This is a genomic window from Bacillus sp. T3 (genome assembly GCF_033449965.1).
In the GTDB taxonomy this organism is placed as follows: domain Bacteria; phylum Bacillota; class Bacilli; order Bacillales; family Cytobacillaceae; genus Bacillus_BU.
Window position 1 is genome coordinate 1,728,148 of sequence record NZ_CP137761.1, and the last position, 18,778, is coordinate 1,746,925.

General features: G+C 38.2%; 20 protein-coding genes and 1 pseudogene. 19 read left to right on the forward strand and 2 right to left on the reverse strand.

From position 1 onward, the window contains the following. The first annotated feature begins 632 nt into the window (after window positions 1–632). From RGF10_RS08965 to RGF10_RS09015, 11 genes and pseudogenes are all read left to right on the forward strand, one after another. Window positions 633–2,456: an oxidoreductase gene (locus RGF10_RS08965; protein WP_318508694.1), complete on the forward strand. Its 1,824-nt coding sequence runs from the start codon at window positions 633–635 to the stop codon at window positions 2,454–2,456. Then, window positions 2,423–2,620, forward strand: coding sequence for a hypothetical protein (locus RGF10_RS08970; protein ID WP_318508695.1), 198 nt, complete (start codon window positions 2,423–2,425; stop codon window positions 2,618–2,620). The genes RGF10_RS08965 and RGF10_RS08970 overlap by 34 nt, the downstream gene beginning before the upstream one ends. Before the next feature lie 12 nt (window positions 2,621–2,632). Beyond that, entirely contained in the window at window positions 2,633–3,403 is a 771-nt protein-coding gene (locus RGF10_RS08975) for an electron transfer flavoprotein subunit beta/FixA family protein (protein WP_318508696.1), read from the forward strand. Between the two features lie 16 nt (window positions 3,404–3,419). Continuing rightward, window positions 3,420–4,394, forward strand: coding sequence for an electron transfer flavoprotein subunit alpha/FixB family protein (locus tag RGF10_RS08980; RefSeq protein WP_318508697.1), 975 nt, complete (start codon window positions 3,420–3,422; stop codon window positions 4,392–4,394). Between the two features lie 73 nt (window positions 4,395–4,467). Next, entirely contained in the window at window positions 4,468–6,552 is a 2,085-nt protein-coding gene (locus tag RGF10_RS08985) for a (Fe-S)-binding protein (RefSeq protein WP_318508698.1), read from the forward strand. A 35-nt stretch (window positions 6,553–6,587) separates the two neighbouring features. Beyond that, window positions 6,588–6,938: a cupin domain-containing protein gene (locus RGF10_RS08990; RefSeq protein WP_318508699.1), complete on the forward strand. Its 351-nt coding sequence runs from the start codon at window positions 6,588–6,590 to the stop codon at window positions 6,936–6,938. 263 nt (window positions 6,939–7,201) lie between these two features. Beyond that, entirely contained in the window at window positions 7,202–8,626 is a 1,425-nt protein-coding gene (locus RGF10_RS08995; protein WP_318508700.1) for an aldehyde dehydrogenase family protein, read from the forward strand. 309 nt (window positions 8,627–8,935) lie between these two features. Beyond that, window positions 8,936–10,066: an MFS transporter gene (locus RGF10_RS09000; RefSeq protein ID WP_318508701.1), complete on the forward strand. Its 1,131-nt coding sequence runs from the start codon at window positions 8,936–8,938 to the stop codon at window positions 10,064–10,066. Next, a complete protein-coding gene (locus RGF10_RS09005; protein ID WP_318508702.1) occupies window positions 10,063–10,227 on the forward strand; it encodes a hypothetical protein in 165 nt (54 codons plus the stop codon). The genes RGF10_RS09000 and RGF10_RS09005 overlap by 4 nt, the downstream gene beginning before the upstream one ends. Window positions 10,228–10,499: 272 nt before the next feature. Then, a complete protein-coding gene (locus RGF10_RS09010) occupies window positions 10,500–10,733 on the forward strand; it encodes a MoaD/ThiS family protein (RefSeq protein ID WP_318508703.1) in 234 nt (77 codons plus the stop codon). A gap of 4 nt (window positions 10,734–10,737) precedes the next feature. Beyond that, window positions 10,738–10,973: pseudogene (locus tag RGF10_RS09015) on the forward strand (ThiF family adenylyltransferase); the annotation flags it as partial. Between the two features lie 162 nt (window positions 10,974–11,135). On the opposite strand, the gene RGF10_RS09020 reads toward RGF10_RS09015, so the two are convergent. Further along, on the reverse strand, window positions 11,136–11,687 hold the full coding sequence (locus tag RGF10_RS09020; protein WP_318508704.1) for a cysteine hydrolase family protein: 552 nt from the start codon (window positions 11,685–11,687) through the stop codon (window positions 11,136–11,138). Window positions 11,688–11,808: 121 nt separating this feature from the next. Between RGF10_RS09020 and RGF10_RS09025 the strand changes: the two genes are divergently transcribed. Beyond that, entirely contained in the window at window positions 11,809–12,252 is a 444-nt protein-coding gene (locus RGF10_RS09025) for an Lrp/AsnC family transcriptional regulator (RefSeq protein ID WP_318508705.1), read from the forward strand. A gap of 271 nt (window positions 12,253–12,523) precedes the next feature. Here the strand turns inward: RGF10_RS09025 and RGF10_RS09030 are convergent, their stop codons facing one another. After that, window positions 12,524–12,865 (reverse strand): winged helix-turn-helix transcriptional regulator, encoded by a 342-nt coding sequence (locus RGF10_RS09030; protein ID WP_412176722.1) that lies wholly within the window; start codon window positions 12,863–12,865, stop codon window positions 12,524–12,526. Window positions 12,866–13,076: 211 nt separating this feature from the next. Here RGF10_RS09030 and nadE point away from each other — a divergent pair, with 211 nt between their 5' ends. The 7 genes from nadE to RGF10_RS09065 all read left to right on the forward strand — a co-directional run bounded on the left by nadE (window position 13,077) and on the right by RGF10_RS09065 (window position 18,752). Next, complete coding sequence (nadE, locus tag RGF10_RS09035) at window positions 13,077–13,895, forward strand: NAD(+) synthase (protein ID WP_318509389.1); 819 nt, start codon at window positions 13,077–13,079, stop codon at window positions 13,893–13,895. Between the two features lie 288 nt (window positions 13,896–14,183). Continuing rightward, window positions 14,184–14,954: an SIR2 family NAD-dependent protein deacylase gene (locus RGF10_RS09040; protein ID WP_318508707.1), complete on the forward strand. Its 771-nt coding sequence runs from the start codon at window positions 14,184–14,186 to the stop codon at window positions 14,952–14,954. 232 nt (window positions 14,955–15,186) lie between these two features. Then, the gene (locus RGF10_RS09045; protein ID WP_318508708.1) at window positions 15,187–16,032 is read left to right on the forward strand and encodes a Sir2 family NAD-dependent protein deacetylase; all 846 of its coding nucleotides are present in this window, start codon (window positions 15,187–15,189) and stop codon (window positions 16,030–16,032) included. Between the two features lie 40 nt (window positions 16,033–16,072). After that, complete coding sequence (locus RGF10_RS09050) at window positions 16,073–16,651, forward strand: HD-GYP domain-containing protein (RefSeq protein WP_318508709.1); 579 nt, start codon at window positions 16,073–16,075, stop codon at window positions 16,649–16,651. Between the two features lie 73 nt (window positions 16,652–16,724). Then, window positions 16,725–18,188 carry a nicotinate phosphoribosyltransferase gene (locus tag RGF10_RS09055; protein ID WP_318508710.1) on the forward strand — a complete coding sequence of 488 codons (1,464 nt, stop codon included), beginning with the start codon at window positions 16,725–16,727 and terminating at the stop codon, window positions 18,186–18,188. Between the two features lie 22 nt (window positions 18,189–18,210). Next, window positions 18,211–18,558 carry a cysteine hydrolase family protein gene (locus RGF10_RS09060; RefSeq protein WP_318508711.1) on the forward strand — a complete coding sequence of 116 codons (348 nt, stop codon included), beginning with the start codon at window positions 18,211–18,213 and terminating at the stop codon, window positions 18,556–18,558. Then, complete coding sequence (locus RGF10_RS09065; protein WP_318508712.1) at window positions 18,543–18,752, forward strand: isochorismatase family protein; 210 nt, start codon at window positions 18,543–18,545, stop codon at window positions 18,750–18,752. The genes RGF10_RS09060 and RGF10_RS09065 overlap by 16 nt, the downstream gene beginning before the upstream one ends. Window positions 18,753–18,778 lie beyond the last annotated feature (26 nt).

Sequence of the window (18,778 nt, forward strand, 5' to 3'; positions counted from 1 at the left end):
TAGGTATTTATGAACGAAACATTAAGTCTATTGATTTTCTTTACCATTAAATAGTTAGTTGGATAATTGCGTGTATGCAATTCAAATCTTAAAGATAGATCTGAGGTTGTTTGTTTTTTGAGTTGAATACAATTTGCAACACCTAAAATCGGAGCTTGTTAATAGTAAAATTGTTGAACACCTTTGAAGAATGGTAATTTATCAACCTTGATCAGCTTAGAGTTAACATGTTTTGTGCTTTTTGAACCTCTATTGCATATTGCTGATGCGAAAAGGGTTCGTTTTTAGATAAAAATGATGATTTTAACCCTGGCTTTTTATTCAGAATCTATTGAATATTTTTAATTATTTCCCCCTAAATCACCAGTTTTTATATGGTTATATCCTTTCTTCCATTTTTAATTCAAAAAGTTGGCACGGTAATTGCATATTTAATTGTGTACTTATTTTTTTCTTATTGGAGTGAGAGAACTATGTGGTCATTTAAACACTAATTTGAAAAAGTAACGATTGGAACTACTGAATAAATAACAGAGTTTTAAGAACAAATTACCAACTAATTTTAAAACATTGGCATGGTAATTGCATGTTTAATTGTAAACTTTAAATTTTCTATTAGAGGTGAGAGAACTTTGGGACAATTTAAACACTTATTTGAAAAAGTAACGATTGGAACTACTGAATTAAATAACAGGATTTTAAGTACCGCACATCAAACCAACCATGTTATAGACGGTATACCTACTTCTGACATGACAGCTTATCATGTAGCTCGTGCTAAAGGTGGAGCTGGTTTAATCATTTTAGAAGCAGCTGCTGTTCATACTTCTGGGATGTTAACTGGTCTTACGATTGCTGGATATGATGAGAAGGTGAAGCCTGCTTATTCGGAAATAGCAGAACAACTACATCAATATGGTACTAAGGTTTTTGCTCAATTATTTCATGGAGGAAGAGAAGTAATAGCAAAAGATTATCGTAATGCGGCATGGGCTCCATCTGCTGAACCCAGTTTAAGATTTGGTGCAATGCCCAGACCAATGAGTCTTGCTGATATTGAAGAGGTGATCGAAGGGTTTGCTATTTCCGCCAAAATTGCTAAAGAAGCAGGTATTGACGGAGTTGAAGTAGCATGCTCACATGGGTATTTACCCGCCCAATTTTGGTCAAGTCATACTAACCATAGAAATGATCAATATGGGGGTTCGTTTGAAAACCGAATGCGTTTTACGCTGGAAATTTTGGAGCGAATTTGGAAGTACGTAGGTGAAGATTTTACAGTAGGTATTCGAATTAGTGCGGACGAAATGACAATGGATGGAACCAAAATATCAGATGCAATAAGAATCGTTGAATATTTAACAGAAAGAGTTCGAGTTGATTTTATTGATGTTACTTCAGGGGATTCAAGTACTTATGCGGGTTCAACACATATTGCACCAGCTTCTCCAATGAAACATGCGTATAATGCACCTCATGCTTTTAAGATTAGAATGGCAGGGGCAGTTCCAGTTTTTGTGGGAACAAGAATCATCGATCCTGTTGTAGCTGATCAGATTATTGGTTCTGGAAAAGCAGATGTTGTTGGGATGACTCGGGCCTTAATTGTAGATCCCGAAATGCCAAATAAAGCAAGAAATGGTAATCTCCAGTCAATTGATGCTTGCTTAGGATGCGTGCAAGCCTGTATTGGTCATTATCATAAGGGTCTAAAAATTGGATGTGTGCAAAATCCTGTTGCTGGCCGAGAGAACAATATTGAATCGTTAATTGCTCTTTCAAGGGGAAAACAGCATGTTGTGGTAATTGGAGCAGGGCCAGCGGGACTGCAGGCTGCTATTACTGCGGATCAACAAGGGCACGAAGTGACCTTAATTGATCAAGGTGAAGACATCGGGGGATTGCTTCGAACAATGCGCCGTGCTCCAATGCGTCAAGAAGTAGCAGAAACAATGCTAGATAATTATACTCGTAAGTTAGCAAAAAGTAAGATTAATATTCGGTTAGGAAAGAAGGTAAGCAGGGAGGATGTATCGGAACTTAAGCCAGATGCCATCATTTGTGCTGTGGGTTCAAGACCATACTTGCCTCATGTAGAGGGGGTTAATGATCCTCGAGTGATGGCAGTCGATGAATTGTTCAGTAGTACGCCTAGAAAAGTGGGGCACTGGGTGTTTGTGTTTGATTTTGCAGGGGACTGGGCTGGTATGGAAGCCGCTGTATTCTTGAGGGAAAAAGGTCATATGGTAACTTTATTGTCTTCAAGACTTTATATTGGTGAAGCGATTCATCAGTATTTACGGAATGAGTACTTGAAGAAGTTATACAATCTGAAAGTAGATCTACGCCCTCATTATGACTTTGGGGGATTCAGAATGAACAGCTGGTTATTCGAAACTTATTCTCATCCGAAAAAGAATTGGTGGAAGAATGGGATTCTGTCGTTTTATCGTTAGGGCGTGTTCCCAATACTGAGTTGTTTGAGCAATTAAAGGACTTAGCTCCTGAAGTCAAGCAGATTGGAGATTGCCTTGCTCCTCGTACTATTGAAGAGGCAACTTATGAAGGTATGATAGCAGCCCTTAATTTAGGAATTACACAAGTAAAGGTAAATGTTTAGGAGGAGTAATAAATGAATATATTTGTATGCTTAAAGCGAACATTTGATACGGAAGAAACACTCAGTATTCAGGATGGCCGAGTTAGTGAGGACGGTGCCACTTTTATCATCAACCCTTATGATGAATATGCGGTTGAAGAGGCTCTGAAATTAAAAGAAGATCATGGAGGAGAAGTGACGGTTGTGACCGTAGGGGAGGAAGAGGCTGAAAATGTACTCCGAACTGCTCTGGCTATGGGTGCTGACAAAGCAGTGTTAATCAATGATGAGGATTTGGAGAATCATGACCAATTCTCTACGGCTGCGATCTTGGCTTCTTATTTTAAAGATAAACAGGTTGATATAATCCTTGCCGGAAATGTAACAGTTGATGGCGGTAGCGGGCAGGTCGGACCGCGTCTTGCTGAAGAACTTGGTATTTTAGCTGTAACCGCTATTACTAAGCTTACTGTAGATGGAAGCAAAGTGACAGTTGAGCGAGATATTGAAGGCGATTTGGAAGTTGTCGAGGTATCACTTCCATTACTTGTTACATGTCAGCAGGGGTTGAATGAGCCACGTTACCCCTCATTACCTGGAATCATGAAGGCGAAGAAAAAACAGTTGGAAATATTGGATTTGCATGATTTAGATCTAGATGAGGAGGATGTTAAAGCGAAAGTAAGCTCAGCAGGAATCTTTTTACCTCCTGCAAAAGCAGCTGGGAAAGTGCTAAACGGGGACATCAATCAGCAAGTGAATGATCTTTTAAATTTACTAAGAAAAGAAGCAAAAGTCATTTAAAACGGAGGGCCAAATAATGGGAAAAAAAATATTGGTTTTTGGAGAAATTCGCGAAGGTGAATTACGTAATGTTAGTTTTGAAGCTATAGCTGCTGCCAAGCAGATGTCAGACGGAGGTGAAGTTGTCGGAGTACTTCTTGGCACCAATGTTAGTATTCTAGCAAATGATCTGATTTTTTATGGAGCAGACCGAGTCATAATCGTTGAAAACAATCAGTTACAATCTAATACCCCTGATGTTTATTCGCAGGCTTTACTTCAGGTGATCGAGGTTGAAAAGCCAGAAGTATTCATACTCGGACATACGGCGCTAGGAAAAGATGTTTCACCAAGGATTGCGGCAAAACTGAAATCAGGTTTAATCTCTGATGTAGTAAGAATTGAAACAGAAGGAGAAGTGGTTCAATTCATCCGTCCGATTTATTCCGGAAAGGCTTTTGAAAAGCTTATCGTAAAAGATGGAATTACATTGGTAACAATACGCCCGAATAATATTGCACCATTGGAAAAGGATGTGGCTCGTACAGGGGATGTAGCTGTAATGGATGTTGTGCTTAAAGATTTACGAACAATTATTAAAGAGGTTGTTCGTAAAGCGACAAATGGGGTCGACCTTTCAGAAGCAAAAATTATTATTTCAGGAGGACGCGGTGTCAAGAAGAAAGATGGATTTAAACTGCTCCAGGAATTAGCGGATTTATTAGGCGGTGCAGTTGGGGCTTCTCGGGGGGCATGTGATGCTGACTACTGTGACTATTCTTTGCAGATTGGGCAGACGGGTAAAGTGGTAACACCGGATCTGTATATAGCTTGTGGAATATCAGGAGCCATTCAGCACCTTGCCGGAATGTCTAACGCGAAAGTAATTGTGGCAATCAATAAGGATCCGGAAGCTAACATCTTTAGTGTTGCTGACTACGGAATCGTAGGTGACTTGTTTGAAGTTGTTCCTGTTTTGATTGAAGAATTAAAAAGTGCAGCGATTTGCTAGATTCACAGGGTCCAATCCACTATAAAAGCAGATGGGATTGGAATAAAGATTAATTTATCGAAGGGGCGTTAGGATGAATAATTTACAAATACTCAATATTCTTCTATTCCTAATCGTTACTGGCTATGCGTTTTACTTATTTGTAACACTGGTCAAAACCCGCTATTTGTATATCAAGTTGGGGAAGAAAGCTGAATTTAATCAAACCACAAAAGATAGAGTTGATGACATTCTCATTAATGTATTGGGGCAAAAAAAGCTCTTAAAGGATAAAAAAAGCGGAACCATGCATGTCATATATTTCTATGGCTTTCTGCTTGTTCAATTCGGAGCCATTGATCTAATTTTGAAAGGACTCGCCCCTGGAACTCATCTTCCACTTGGTCCAATTTATTCATATTTCACTTTATTTCAGGAAATTGTTGTTGTAATGATTTTATTCGCAACAGCATGGGGATTCTACCGACGTTATATTGAAAAACTAGTTCGTTTAAAACGAGGATTTAAAGCAGGGCTTGTCTATTTTTTTCTCACTGGACTAATGCTATGCACATTATTGGCTAATGGGATGAACATTATTTGGCTCGCAGATGAACCTAGTTGGGCAGAACCTATTGCTTCATTCGTTTCTATCGTATTTAACTGGCTGCCACATAGTGCTGCAGGTGCCTTATTCTTTGTCTTTTGGTGGGGACATCTTTTATTTTTACTTGCATTTTTAGTGTATATTCCTCAAGGAAAGCACGCTCATTTAATAGCAGGTATTGCCAATGTTTGGTTAGGACGTACAAGTAACGTCGGCCAATTATCTACAATTGATTTTGAAGATGACTCACAGGAAACATTCGGTGTTGGCAAAATAGAAAATTTTAACCAAAAACAACTTTTAGATCTTTATGCCTGTGTGGAGTGTGGACGATGTACCAATATGTGTCCAGCATCAGGAACAGGAAAAATGCTCTCGCCAAAGGACTTAATTTTAAAATTAAGGGATCATTTAACAGAAAAAGGTGCCGCTGTTACCTCAAAATCACCGTGGATGCCCGCTTTTGCTTTTAATAATACTAGAGGGAATCAATTAGCATTAGCAAGCAGAATCGCAGGTGCAAAAGAGTCAGCGGCATCAATCGAAAGTGTTAGTTTGATTGGCGATGTCATTACAGAAGAGGAAATATGGGCTTGTACAACTTGCCGCAACTGTGAGGATCAATGTCCTGTTATGAATGAGCATGTAGATAAGATCATTGATTTGCGACGATATCTTGTTCTAACAGAAGGAAAAATGAATCCAGATGCCCAGCGTGCTATTACAAATATTGAACGACAAGGAAATCCATGGGGATTGAACCGTAAGGAACGGGCTAATTGGAGAAATACCTTTGAGGATGTAATTGTTCCTACCGTTAAAGAGGTAAAAAAAGCAGGAGAAGAATTTGACTTCCTATTCTTTGTTGGATCAATGGGTTCTTATGATAACCGTAGTCAAAAAATAGCCCAATCCTTTGCTCGGGTGATGAACCAAGCTGAAGTGAAGCTAGCAATACTTGGTAATGAAGAAAAGAACTCTGGGGATACACCAAGAAGGATTGGAAATGAGTTTTTATTCCAAGAGTTAGCAATTGCAAATATTGAGACATTTAAAAAGTACGATGTGAAGAAAATTGTTACGATTGATCCTCATGCCTATAATACACTAAAAAACGAGTATCCAGAATTTGGTTTAGAGGCAGAGGTTTATCATCATACTGAATTGTTAGCAAAATTAATTAAAGATGGAAAATTAACGCCAAAAAATCAGGTGGATGAATCGATTGTCTACCACGATTCCTGCTATTTGGGGCGCTATAACAACGTGTACGATGCCCCACGTGAAATATTAAAATCCATACCTGGCGTTAAACTAAAAGAAACCGAACGAAAACGTGAGAATGCAATGTGTTGTGGGGCTGGTGGTGGACTTATGTGGATGGAAGAAAATACTGGAACGCGCATCAATGTTGCTAGAACAGAGCAACTTCTTGAAACAAACGCAACCACAATAAGTACTGGATGTCCATATTGCTTAACAATGATCGGGGATGGAATTAAAGCAAAAGAAGTGGAAGAAAAAGTGCAAAGTTTAGATGTAGTAGAGATTCTGGAAAAATCACTTCTATAGAAATAACTAACTAATAGTCTAAGGGGGAATTTTATATGGGGAAATTTGTAACTCTATTAAAAGAAAGCGAAGCCAAATATGAGGAGGTACCCGGTGCTCTCGGAGATCTCGCAATCTTCTCAAGAAATCTTAATGGGTTATCGAGCACAATTGGCTGCGGATTTAAGCATTTAAAAAAGGCTAGATTCGATTGGGAACTGAAATATGATGAAGCTATTTATGTAGTTTTCGGTGACATGTTTATAATCGAGGATGGTAATAAAATTGAAGCTAAAGAAGGTGACCTATACTTCCTTAGGGAAGGGGCAAAAGTAAATTATGGCACCGATAATGAAGTTAAATTTTTCTATTCTGTATACCCTATAAATTGGAGGGATATTAAATAAGTATGTTGGAAAAATTGTCTTAATCGAACACGAAAAAACTAGCTTTAGTTTGCCCTTGGAAGACTCTTAATGAAAAGTCTATTAAACTCAAACTTTTAAACTCATTGTTTGAATCCATAAATGTTCACTATTATATAGCTTTTCTATATATTAAGTTTCTCAAATTGCACTAGTGTTGCACTAAATAGACTGAAAATTTCGATACTATCCAAACGACACTAGTGATCAAATTTAAATAAAAATTGTAAAAAGAGGAGTTAAATATGAGAAAAAGATTATTTATTAATGGCGAATGGGTTGAATCCCAAAACTACAAATTGCTTCTTTCTCCCTATAAGCAGGAAGTAATAGCAGAAATTCCTTTGGCAACAGTGGAAGAAACCGATATGGCGATTGAATCAGCATATCGTGCCCGGGAAGTCATGGCCAAAATGCCAGCCCATCAGCGAGCAACGATTCTCGAAAAGTTATCTCACCTTTTGGAAGAAAGGTCAGAGGAAGCTGCTCGCATCATTGCTTTAGAAGCAGCCAAGCCAATAAAAACGGCAAGGGTTGAAGTTGCTCGTACAGTCCAAACTTATAAATTCGCAGCAGAAGAAGCAAAGAGAATCCACGGTGAAACAATACCGATGGATGCTGCACCTGGTGGTGAAAGAAGAGTTGGCTATACTTATCGGGAACCAATTGGAGTAATTGGAGCTATCACACCATTTAATTTCCCCATGAACTTGGTAGCACATAAGATTGGCCCTGCAATTGCTGCGGGGAACACCATTGTTCTAAAGCCAGCAGACCAAACACCTTTATCCGCACTATACCTTGCTGAACTCTTGCAAGAAGCAGGGTTGCCTGCCGGAGCACTTAATGTTGTGACGGGTGAGGGGAAAAAGGTAGGCGAGTATATCGTAACCGATTCACGGGTCGCTATGATTACCTTTACTGGAAGTCCTGCTGTAGGTATTGGGATCCGTAATAAGGCCGGATTAAAGCGTGTAACCCTTGAGTTAGGATCGAATGCAGCAGTAATTGTTGATAAAGGAGTTGAAGTCGATAAGATCATTAGCCGATGTGTAATGGGGGCATTTTCGAACCAAGGTCAGGTCTGTATTTCATTGCAACGTATTTATGTACATGAAGATGTATATGAGAAATTTGTTGAGAAATTCGTGGAGGCAACTAAAAATCTAAAATTAGGTGATCCGCTTGATTCAACAACTGATATATCTGTATTAATTTCAACAAAGGATGTCCAAAGAACCATGGATTGGATTGAAGAAGCAAGAGCAAATGGAGCGAAGATCGCGATTGGTGGAGCATCTGAGGGTAATATTGTTTATCCTTCGGTCATTTTAGATGCAGATTCTAGCTTAAAAGTATCTTGTCAGGAAGTATTTGCACCAATTGTGTTAATCAATAAAATAAAGTCAGTTGATGAAGCGTTTAATTTGGTTAATGATTCACGATATGGTCTACAAGCTGGGATATATACTGAGAATATTAAGAATGCACTAGATGCAGCAGAAAAGTTACACGTTGGCGGTGTAATGATTAATGACATCCCTACCTTCCGTGTAGATCATATGCCATATGGTGGAGTAAAAGAAAGTGGTACTGGTCGAGAGGGAATTAAATATGCAATTGAAGAAATGACTGAAATGAAACTAGTTATCTGGAACCGAAATGATTAAAAGTGGTATGAAAGAGGGAAAAAACAATTATTCAACGAATTCTGTATATCAACGAGGATAATGTGATCATTTAAATTACCACTTAAATGGGCTTAGGAATTAGATGATAGCTAAAAAATAAAATTCGTAAGGATTCATTGTGCAACCCAAAGAAGGAATTTAGGCTTGTTTATTTACACCGAAACTTGAATTAAGAATTATTCAATTGAAAGCGTTTTTATTTAGGTGTACTTCAATTAGTTTACTATCTTCTTTATTTATTCATTTTAATCACCAGATTAAAATAATCTATCAAAAAGGGGATTTGATATGAAAAGGATCATAACAGCTACATCATTAGGTAATATTATTGAGTGGTATGAATATGGTGTTTATAGTTATATGGCTGCTATTATAGGAGCGCAATTTTTCCCAGAAAGCAACAAGATGACAGCTCTGTTAAGTGGTTTTGCTATTTTTGCGATTTCCTTTATCGTCAGACCGCTAGGAGGTATTATCTTTGGTTCAATTGGGGATCGATTTGGTCGAAAGCAGATCATGCTAATTACTATTCTGTTGATGTCATTCTCAGGAGCTGCACTTGGTTTACTTCCCAATTATAATTCCATAGGTTTAATGGCGCCGATTCTGTTAATCATTCTGCGGATTGGACAGGGCTTAGCAGCAGGGGGAGAATACGCAGGCGCTACTGTTTATGTAAATGAATCTGCTGATAAATCTCGCCGAGGTTTTTTTGCGAGTTTTCTTGAAGCAGGTACAGTAATTGGTTATCTTATAGGATCATTGGTTGTAGCTTTGCTTACCTTCCTGCTTGGCCAAGACGATATGTCAGCTTGGGGATGGCGTATCCCGTTTCTTTTGTCACTACCTTTAGCATTGGCAGGATTATATATCAGAGTAAAACTTGAGGATTCACCAGCTTTTACCCAGATGAAAAATGAAAACAGTCTATCAAAGGAGCCTCTTCGAGAAGTGTTTTCAACATCTAAAAAACCATTGATAGTTTCCTTTTTAATTTTGGCATACGCCTATTGTGGTTATTATACCGTGATGACATTTATTCCCTCATATTTCTCTAGCCAGGTTGGCTTATCGACATCTGACTCATTCAAGGCAACTACAATTGGCATGATATTAATGATTATTCTCATTGTTACTTTTGGGGCTTTAAGTGACCGTATTGGTAAAAGGCTACTCTTATTTTTGTCTTCTTTATTTGGTGTTTTATCATCATTCCCTATTTTTATTTACATGAATTCTGGAAGTCAGTTGGCACCATTGGTTAGTTATGTAATATTGACCATAATTGTAGCTTGCGTTGCAGGTGTTTATTGCTCAACCATCCCCATGATGTTTCAAAGTCAAGTACGAATCGTTTCTTATGCAATTTCTTTAAATATAGCGGCGGCAATTTTTGGCGGGGAGCTCCTTTCATTATGACAGCGTTGGAGTCTTGGACGGGAAATAGTTTAATTCCAGCTTTCTTCTTGATGGGGACAGGGCTTATGTCATTAGTTGGAACTATATTTATACCCAAAACTGTGGAGGCGAATAAAGTTGATTTCCAAGAAATAGAGACAAAAGATCTGAAAAGTAGCTAATAAATCATGATCCTAAATTTTGAGCCTGTGGAAAAAATCAATTTTTCCACAGGCTCATTTTATTTATTGTACCATCACACTATCTTTATGGATAGTATGTGTCGAAGAAGTGCATACTTGTTTGGGAATCCACATCCACTATATAATTCTTTCAAATCAAGTAAGGGAGGCTTCAATCATAAATAAAAATATAAACCTCTGGATTTAAGGCGATTCCACACCACTTTGTAATGGTGGCGGATACCATTGGAAAAACGAAGAGAGGGATTAACATGAATAAAATTTTGTTTTTTGCCCAATTACGTGATGTAGTCGGTAAAGATTCGGTTTATATGGATCTGTCCGGGAAAACTATTTCTGAAGTAAAAACAAAACTCTTAGAAACCTATCCAGCTTTAAAACTTGATTCAGCTATGGTGGCTGTAAATGAGGAATTTGCCGGAAATGAAGAAATTAATAATACTCAGGATGAGATTGCTTTTATTTCGCCTGTAAGCGGGGGGTGAGAATATGTTTGAACGCTATTCACGCCAAACACTTTTACCTGCAATCGGTTATGAGGTCAAGTAAGAGTTCAAAATAAACATGTATTGATTATCGGAGCAGGCGCATTAGGATCCGGCAGTGCAGAAATGATGACACGATCTGGAGTGGGTCGTTTGACGATTATAGATAGAGATTATGTCGAAGAAAGCAATTTACAACGTCAGCAGCTTTATACGGAAGAAGATGTACGTGAGAAACTGCTATCGTTTTTGGTACTGGTTTGATACTATGTGATGGGAAGTTAGCTGGAAACTGAAAGATTTAACGTATAAAAGTTTAATTAAAAGTTTTTACAACAGCAAGAAGGGAGCTTGTTTTTAAACAAACTCCCTTTTATGATTTAAATAATAAGCATCATAATGTTAGTTTCGCTTCAGGAAATCCTCGGTTGAAATTACATTGCAATACATGCTTTGAAGTGCGCTGACAAATGCATAATGAACCTGTTCTGCTGGTACAATCTTACCTTGGTAAGATAAATCCCTTGTCGCACATGCATCTTCAATTAATGTAGTTTCAAAGCCGAGATCCACTGCAGCTCTAACGGTTGCATCAATACACATATGTGTCATCATACCTACAACCACTACTTTGGTTACACCGTTTGCTCTTAATTTGCTTTCTAAATCAGTCTGTAAAAAGCTGTTAGGGAAATTTTTCCTAATAATGGTTTCGTGTTCCAATGGTTGAACAGTTTCATGTATATCAGCTCCCACTGTATTGGGAAGAAAGAAGCCTAACTCTGGATTACTTGCGAAATGCTGAACATGAAAAATAATATCTTTGTTATTTTGTCTAAACCAATCAAGAACTTTAGCAGCATTAGCGGCTGCTTTATCAGGATTGCTTAACTCCATCATTCCATTTGGAAAATAGTCGTTTTGTATATCGACAATGATTAAAGCTGTACTCATTTTATCCACCTCATTAGAAATTTTTTATTACGAGTATTATGATATTAAATATCTTAATTTCTATCGATACTTTGATGAAACACTCTTAGCTTAAAGAATTTCATGGTGAAAGGAATTTAAAATGGAACTTGATAATATTGATTTTCAGATCCTTCGGTTACTATCCGAAAAATCACGTATTCAATGGAAAGACCTAGGTCAACAAATTCATATGACGGGACAAGCAGTAGGAAATCGTATTAAAAAACTTGAGGATAGTGGTGTAATTAAAGCCTACACTCTACTAGTAGACGAGATGAAATTAGGACTTACTTATACAGCGTTTGTTATTATATATATGAAAACAGCAAATCATGAATCGTTTATACGTTTTGTTCATGATCGAAATGATGTACTTGAAGTTCACAGGGTATCAGGAGAAGGATGTTACCATTTAAAAATAAAAGTTAAATCCCAAGATCAATTAAATCTTTTTCTTAATGAACTTCTAGTATATGGGAATTATAGTATACATTTATCCATACAAGAGATTAAACAACTGAATCCGGTGAAATCACTTATTTAAAGCTTATTCCGACCTGCTTTATGAGGTTGTTGATAATATAACTAGAATCTATACAAAAGGGTAAGAAAAGTGAAGACCTATAAAGTAAATTATCGGTATAGAAAACTATCTAAATATAAGAATAGATGACAAAAGAACAAGAGGATAAAAACATAAAAATAGCAAAAAAGGTATAATTCTCAATGATATTGAGGCATTATACCTTTTTTGCTTAGGATGATTTTTTCATTGTCCGAGTTTGTCACTCAAATCACAATAGCTGTATTTTCTTTTATTTTTTTTTATTTATCTCTCCCCATTGGCACATTTCTTGGATAATAGGCCAAAGGGTTTGCCCTTTTTCAGCGAGGCTATATTCTACCTTTGGAGGGATTTGTGGATATTCCTTACGATGGATTAAGCCATCATTCTCCAATTCCTTTAATGTAGAACTGAGTGTTTTATAGGTTATTTTCCCTATCATTCGCTGAAGTTCGTTATACCGTACCACACCATTTTTTGATAAATAGTAAATGATTAGCAGTTTCCATTTACCATTGATAATGGAAAGGGTGTAGTTAAAAAAAGGCTCTTGATTGTCGGCGTCATTACTTTTAGATGGTTTCATATTTATACTACCCTCCTAGATAGTATGTGTCGAAAAAGTGCATACTTGTTCGAGAATCTATACCAACTATATAATACATTCAGATTCAAGTAAAGGGGGAAATGCGGTGGCGAAAATTGGAATTTTCGGTTCTTCCTTCGACCCGATCACTAATGTCCACTTGTGGACGAATACATTAAATCAAAACATTTGTACCAATAAAAAGGGGGAATTTCCAATGAACAAACAAGTGGAAATCATCTATACTTTGAATGTTAAACCAGAGATCAACGCTAAGAAGGAGATTCGAAACCGGATCGACTTTCTCAAAGCATACTGTTTGAAAGCAGGAGCAAAAGGTTTTGTTTTGGGTATCAGCGGTGGTCAAGACTCGACGCTTACCGGGCGGATGTCGCAATTGGCGGCTGAAGAATTGAGGGCAGAAGGTTATGAAGCCAAATTTTATGCCGTTCGTCTGCCATATGGAACTCAAAAAGATGAACAAGATGCTCAAGCAGCTCTGGATTTTATCAAGCCCGACCAAACCTTCGTCTTAAATATCGAGGATCCCGTTGCTGCTTTTGTCAAAGTCTATACGAACGCGACGGGTGAGGACCTTGCTGACTATCACAAAGGGAATGTTAAAGCCAGAATGCGTATGCTTGCCCAATACGCGATTGCCTGGGAGCAACAATGTTTGGTCATTGGTACGGATCATGCAGCTGAAGCAGTAACTGGGTTCTTTACGAAATTCGGCGATGGTGGAGCTGACATCCTCCCTTTAACCGGCCTCACAAAAGGGCAGGGACGTGAACTCTTGAAGGAGCTAAATGCTTCCGAACAACTTTACCTTAAGATTCCGACAGCTGACTTGCTCGATACCAAACCTCTGCAAGGAGATGAGACGGAACTTGGCATTGAATACAATGTTCTAGATCAATATTTACTAGGTAAGGATGTTGATCCTGTAGTTAAGGCGAATATTGAAAACCGATTCGAAGTTACAAAGCATAAACGGGAGTTGCCCGTAACTCCATTTGATGCTTGGTGGAAGTAAGCATTGTTTGAATGGATGCCGCTCTATAAAGGAGCGGTTTTTTTGTTCTAATGATTAGATGTCAGTTTATAATTTCACTATCGTTTAAGATAGTATGTGTCAAAAAAGTGCATACTTGTTCGCGGATATATACAAGCTATATAATTCATTTAAATTCAATTAAAGGAGGGGTTGAACCTGAAGTAAAATATACACCTCTGATTCAAAAATTTGTTTTTGGAGATGAGGTGGCAAATAAGTGAATGTTTTTCAACCATGAAGAAAAATCGTTAGGAGGACAAATAAAGTATGTTTACACATCAATATCAAGACAATATAGATACAATACTACAGAAAATCGAAGAAGCTGATGCGATTGTGGTTGGCGGTGCTGCTGGAATGTCTGCGGCAGCTGGATATAACTGGTATCGAGATGATGCAAATTTCCGAAAGTATTTTAACGAATTTGCTAAAGAATATGGGATTGACAGTATCTTTGGAGGCTTTTACTATCGATTCTGCACAGAAGAAGAACGGTGGGCATATCTTGCTACTTTAATTAATTTTGTAGCGGAGGTTCCCATCGGCCAGCCTTATAAGGATCTGAATCAAATTTTAAAAGGTAAAAACTATTATATTCTTACGACTAATCAAGATACCCAATTTTTACAAGAGTTCCCGGAAGAAAAAGTTAGTGCCATTCAGGGTAACTGGACCTATTTACAGTGTAGTGGTCCCTGTCACGATGGAATTTATCCTTATGCGGAGCAAGCAAAGGAACTGTGTGCCCACATCGAAGGGACAAGGATTCCATCAAGCTTGGTTCCAAAATGCCAGGAGTGTGGCGGCCCTATGGAACTTTGGGTACGTTCCTTTGTATTTTTGGAAGGAGCCAAATTTAGGGACGAACATAAAAAATATCGTGAATTTCTTACGGAAAATCAAAATAAGAAAGTCCTCTTTTTAGAGTTGGGCGTTGGTCTAATGACTCCGATGTTCATCAAAGAACCCTTCTGGAACATGACTTACAGTTGGCCAGAACGCATACTACATTACCATCAATCCAAATCCGGAGCATAACTTGCTACCAGGGAATTGAAGGATAAAGGACTCGCCATTCATGAAGATATAGCGCAAGTACTACGAGATGTTCTGGCTGAACAGCAAAGTGAAAGGAAACAAGATGCGGTTTAACAGAATCAACAGGCATCTTCCATATCAACAGTACAAAGAACGTCTTCAAATTCTTATTAAGGAAATTCAATTTTAGTTCCGAGTATATCATCGATATCTTATAAAGCTGGAGGATTAAATGAAAGAGAACCATCGTAAGGTCTTAATAAAAATTCAAGAGGCTGACAGCATCCTGATCGGTGCAAGTAACGGCCTTTCCATTTCGGAAGGTATTCATATTTTTGCGGATGATACATCTTTTCAAGAGAATTTTGGCGATTTCCGTGAAAAGTACGGTTTTCGAAGCATTATACAGGGATGCTTCTTTCCATACCCTTCTGTGGAAAAAAAGTGGGCTTTCTTTAGTCGTATGTACGAATATTTTTTAATCAACAGAGAAGCCAGTCCAGTGATGAAGAACCTTTATGAACTGGTGAAAGATAAAAATTATTTTGTGGTTACCTCTAATATCGACGCTCATTTTACACAGGCAGGTTTTCAAAAGGAACGCCTCTTCGAAATAGAAGGCAATTGTCGGAATCTGCAATGCTCACATGGTTGCCATAATCGAATTTACCCAGGCGACGATGTCTTACGCAAAATGGCACAAAACCAAGAGAACGGAAAAGTTCCTTCGGATCTTATTCCAAAATGTTCTGAGTGTGGAGGCCAAATGCAAGTCCATATCGAAGTCGATCGAAATTTTCTAAGAGACCAGAACTGGCAAGCTAGCTTCGAGGCTTATCAGGATTTTATCGAGAAAGCCCATGGTAAAAAATTAGTCCTGTTGGAATTAGGCGTGGGTGCCAGAAATCAAATGATTAAAGCCCCCTTTATGAATGTAACCAATCATGAGGAAAATGCTACCTACATTACTTTTAATAAAGGCGGCGAGCTTTATATTCCAGATGCCATTGCTGCTAAATCAATTGGAATCGATGGCAATATTGCGGAAGTGTTACAGCAATTAGTTCAGATGAAATAAGCTGATTCAATGTATTTGAAAACAGGGGAGGGAATGAAAGGTGTTTCTAGATAATGTTTTGAATGAACCTGTCTGCCAGCCAATCAAAAAGCTTTATGAACAATGGTATAAATACATGGAACAAAATGTAGAGTTTTGGCTGCCGGATAGTGAATGGCATACGAAAACCCATTGCGCTCGAGTGCTATTGCTGGCACTCCTCCTCGGACATCAAAAAAATCTAAGTGATGAAGAAATGGATGCACTGGGAATGGCGGCTATTTTCCATGATTCCCGTCGCCTTGATGATGGGATTGATAAGGGACATGGTGGTCGTGCGGCAGAGTATTACAAAGATTTTTGCCGTGAGCACGATTTGCCCTATAATGCCGCGACCTACTACATCACCTATTACCATGACCAAGATGATTCCCGTGGTTTGTCAGAGATTACAAAGTCCATTAGTTTAAGTGAACGGGGCGTGCTGCTGTATCAGATTTTCAAGGATGCCGACGCACTGGATCGTTTCCGTCTGGGCCCTAATGCATTGAATTTAAATTTTCTTCGGACAGAAGAAGCACACGGACTTGTTGACTTTGCAAAATATCTCTTACAGAAAAGTAGTGAAACTAATTTGTGAAACTATAGAGAGAAAGAGCTTACTTATTGTGAGCAAGTCCGAGCATATTTTGCTAGCATAGGAGGAAAGTGTTATGAACAAGTATATCGATGATAGTTTTGCCCTGCACACGGACTTGTATCAAATCAATATGGCAGAATCCTACTGGGAAGATAATATGCATACAAAAAAGGCTGTATTCGAATTGTATTTTCGAAAATTACCATTTGGAAACGGTTATGCGATCTTTGCAGGGTTGGAACGTATCATCCATTATCTTCAAACCTTTCAATTTTCTGAGAGCGATTTGGATTATTTAAAAGAACTAGGCTATCAAGAAGACTATGTTGATTTTTTACGAACGATCCGTTTTACAGGGTCTGTTCGTGCAATGAAAGAAGGGGAAGTTGTATTTGGCAACGAACCCCTTCTTCGTGTCGAAGCACCGCTTGCCGAAGCACAACTCATCGAGACCGCCTTGCTAAATATTGTGAACTATCAAACACTTATCGCAACTAAAGCTTCCCGAATTAAACAAGCCGCGGGTGACCAACCTGTATTAGAGTTTGGTACTAGGCGCGCACATGAATTCGATGCCGCATTATGGGGGACAAGAGCTGCTTATATTGGCGGGTTCTCAGGCACAAGCAATGTCCGGGCAGGAAAACGATTTGGCCTTCCTGTCTCTGGAACCCATGCTCATTCTTTTGTTCAAGCATATCGAGATGAATACACCGCTTTCCATAAATATGCAAAACGTCACAAAAATTGTGTCTTCTTAGTGGATACCTATGACACTCTAAAATCAGGTGTTCCTTCGGCGATCAAAGTAGCGAATGAACTGGGCAGAAACATAAATTTTGCAGGTATTCGGTTAGATAGTGGAGATCTAGCTTACCTTTCCAAAGAAGCAAGAAAGTTATTGGATCAAGCAGGATTTTTTGATACGAAAATATTTGCTTCGAATGATTTAGATGAACATACTATTATGAGCTTAAACGCTCAAGGAGCGAAAATCGATGCATGGGGAGTCGGTACTAAAGCCATAACCGCTTTCGACCAACCAGCTTTAGGCGCTGTGTACAAGCTGGTCTCCATTGAAGATGAAAACGGGCAGATGAGAGATACCATCAAAATTTCTGCATGTCCTGAAAAAGTCACGACACCAGGATTAAAGAAAGTATATCGTATTATCAATAATTTTACGCAAAAGTCAGAAGGAGATTATGTCGCCTTAAGCTTCGAACAACCAGATAAAGAAGCCAAGCTCTATATGTTTCATCCTGTGCATACGTACATTGGAAAATTCGTGACCAATTTTACGGTCAAAGACTTGCACGAAGATATTTTCGAACATGGTACACTTTTGTATGAATTTCCGAAGGTACAAGTGATACAATCTTACGCACAACAACAACTAAATCTTTTATGGGAAGAGTACAAACGTTCTTTAAATCCAGCAGAATATCCTGTGGTATTAAGTCAAGCTTGTTGGGACAACAAAATGAAAAACATAGGAGAAGCAAAAGAACACAACCTAAAATCTGTACCCTTATAAATTAATTTGGGAGTTGGATTAAATGGCAAAGGAAGCCTTATTAATTGTTGATATGAGTAATGATTTTGTAGCTGATCATGGAACATTAACTGCTGGTAAGCCTGCACAAGAAATAGTTCCTTATATTAAGGAATTGGCGACAAGATTTTTAACAGAGGGAAATGTAGTTGTAGTAACCATGGATGCACACCAACCAAATGATCCACACTTTGAATTATGGCCACCGCATAATATTGTGGATACAGAAGGACAACAGTTGTACGGGGAATTATATGACTGGTATCAAAATAATAAAGATAATGAAAATGCATTTATACACCCAAAACGAACTATAATGCATTCTTTAAAACAGATTTGGCTCAAACTTTAAGAAATTTTGGAGTAGAAAAGGTTCATACTGTTGGAGTATGTACGGATATTTGTGACTTTTTAACAGTTGCAGGTGCAGACGCAGAGGGATTCAAAACAGCCATTCATAAACGAGGTGTAGCAACATTTACGGACCTTGGAGAAACAATGGTAAACCATATGAAACTTTGTTTCCATACTGAAATTATTGAATAAACAACAAACACAATTAGGTCGGTGAA

Excerpts from the sequence above, each read along its gene's own strand:
- RGF10_RS08975 (WP_318508696.1), top strand. The coding sequence starts at position 2,633 with ATGAATATATTTGTATGCTTAAAGCGAACATTTGATACGGAAGAAACA.
- RGF10_RS08980 (WP_318508697.1), top strand. The coding sequence starts at position 3,420 with ATGGGAAAAAAAATATTGGTTTTTGGAGAAATTCGCGAAGGTGAATTA.
- RGF10_RS08985 (WP_318508698.1), top strand. The coding sequence starts at position 4,468 with ATGAATAATTTACAAATACTCAATATTCTTCTATTCCTAATCGTTACT.
- RGF10_RS08990 (WP_318508699.1), top strand. The coding sequence starts at position 6,588 with ATGGGGAAATTTGTAACTCTATTAAAAGAAAGCGAAGCCAAATATGAG.
- RGF10_RS08995 (WP_318508700.1), top strand. The coding sequence starts at position 7,202 with ATGAGAAAAAGATTATTTATTAATGGCGAATGGGTTGAATCCCAAAAC.
- RGF10_RS09000 (WP_318508701.1), top strand. The coding sequence starts at position 8,936 with ATGAAAAGGATCATAACAGCTACATCATTAGGTAATATTATTGAGTGG.
- RGF10_RS09005 (WP_318508702.1), top strand. The coding sequence starts at position 10,063 with ATGACAGCGTTGGAGTCTTGGACGGGAAATAGTTTAATTCCAGCTTTC.
- RGF10_RS09010 (WP_318508703.1), top strand. The coding sequence starts at position 10,500 with ATGAATAAAATTTTGTTTTTTGCCCAATTACGTGATGTAGTCGGTAAA.
- RGF10_RS09020 (WP_318508704.1), bottom strand. The coding sequence starts at position 11,687 with ATGAGTACAGCTTTAATCATTGTCGATATACAAAACGACTATTTTCCA.
- RGF10_RS09025 (WP_318508705.1), top strand. The coding sequence starts at position 11,809 with ATGGAACTTGATAATATTGATTTTCAGATCCTTCGGTTACTATCCGAA.
- nadE (WP_318509389.1), top strand. The coding sequence starts at position 13,077 with ATGAACAAACAAGTGGAAATCATCTATACTTTGAATGTTAAACCAGAG.
- RGF10_RS09040 (WP_318508707.1), top strand. The coding sequence starts at position 14,184 with ATGTTTACACATCAATATCAAGACAATATAGATACAATACTACAGAAA.
- RGF10_RS09045 (WP_318508708.1), top strand. The coding sequence starts at position 15,187 with ATGAAAGAGAACCATCGTAAGGTCTTAATAAAAATTCAAGAGGCTGAC.
- RGF10_RS09055 (WP_318508710.1), top strand. The coding sequence starts at position 16,725 with ATGAACAAGTATATCGATGATAGTTTTGCCCTGCACACGGACTTGTAT.
- RGF10_RS09060 (WP_318508711.1), top strand. The coding sequence starts at position 18,211 with ATGGCAAAGGAAGCCTTATTAATTGTTGATATGAGTAATGATTTTGTA.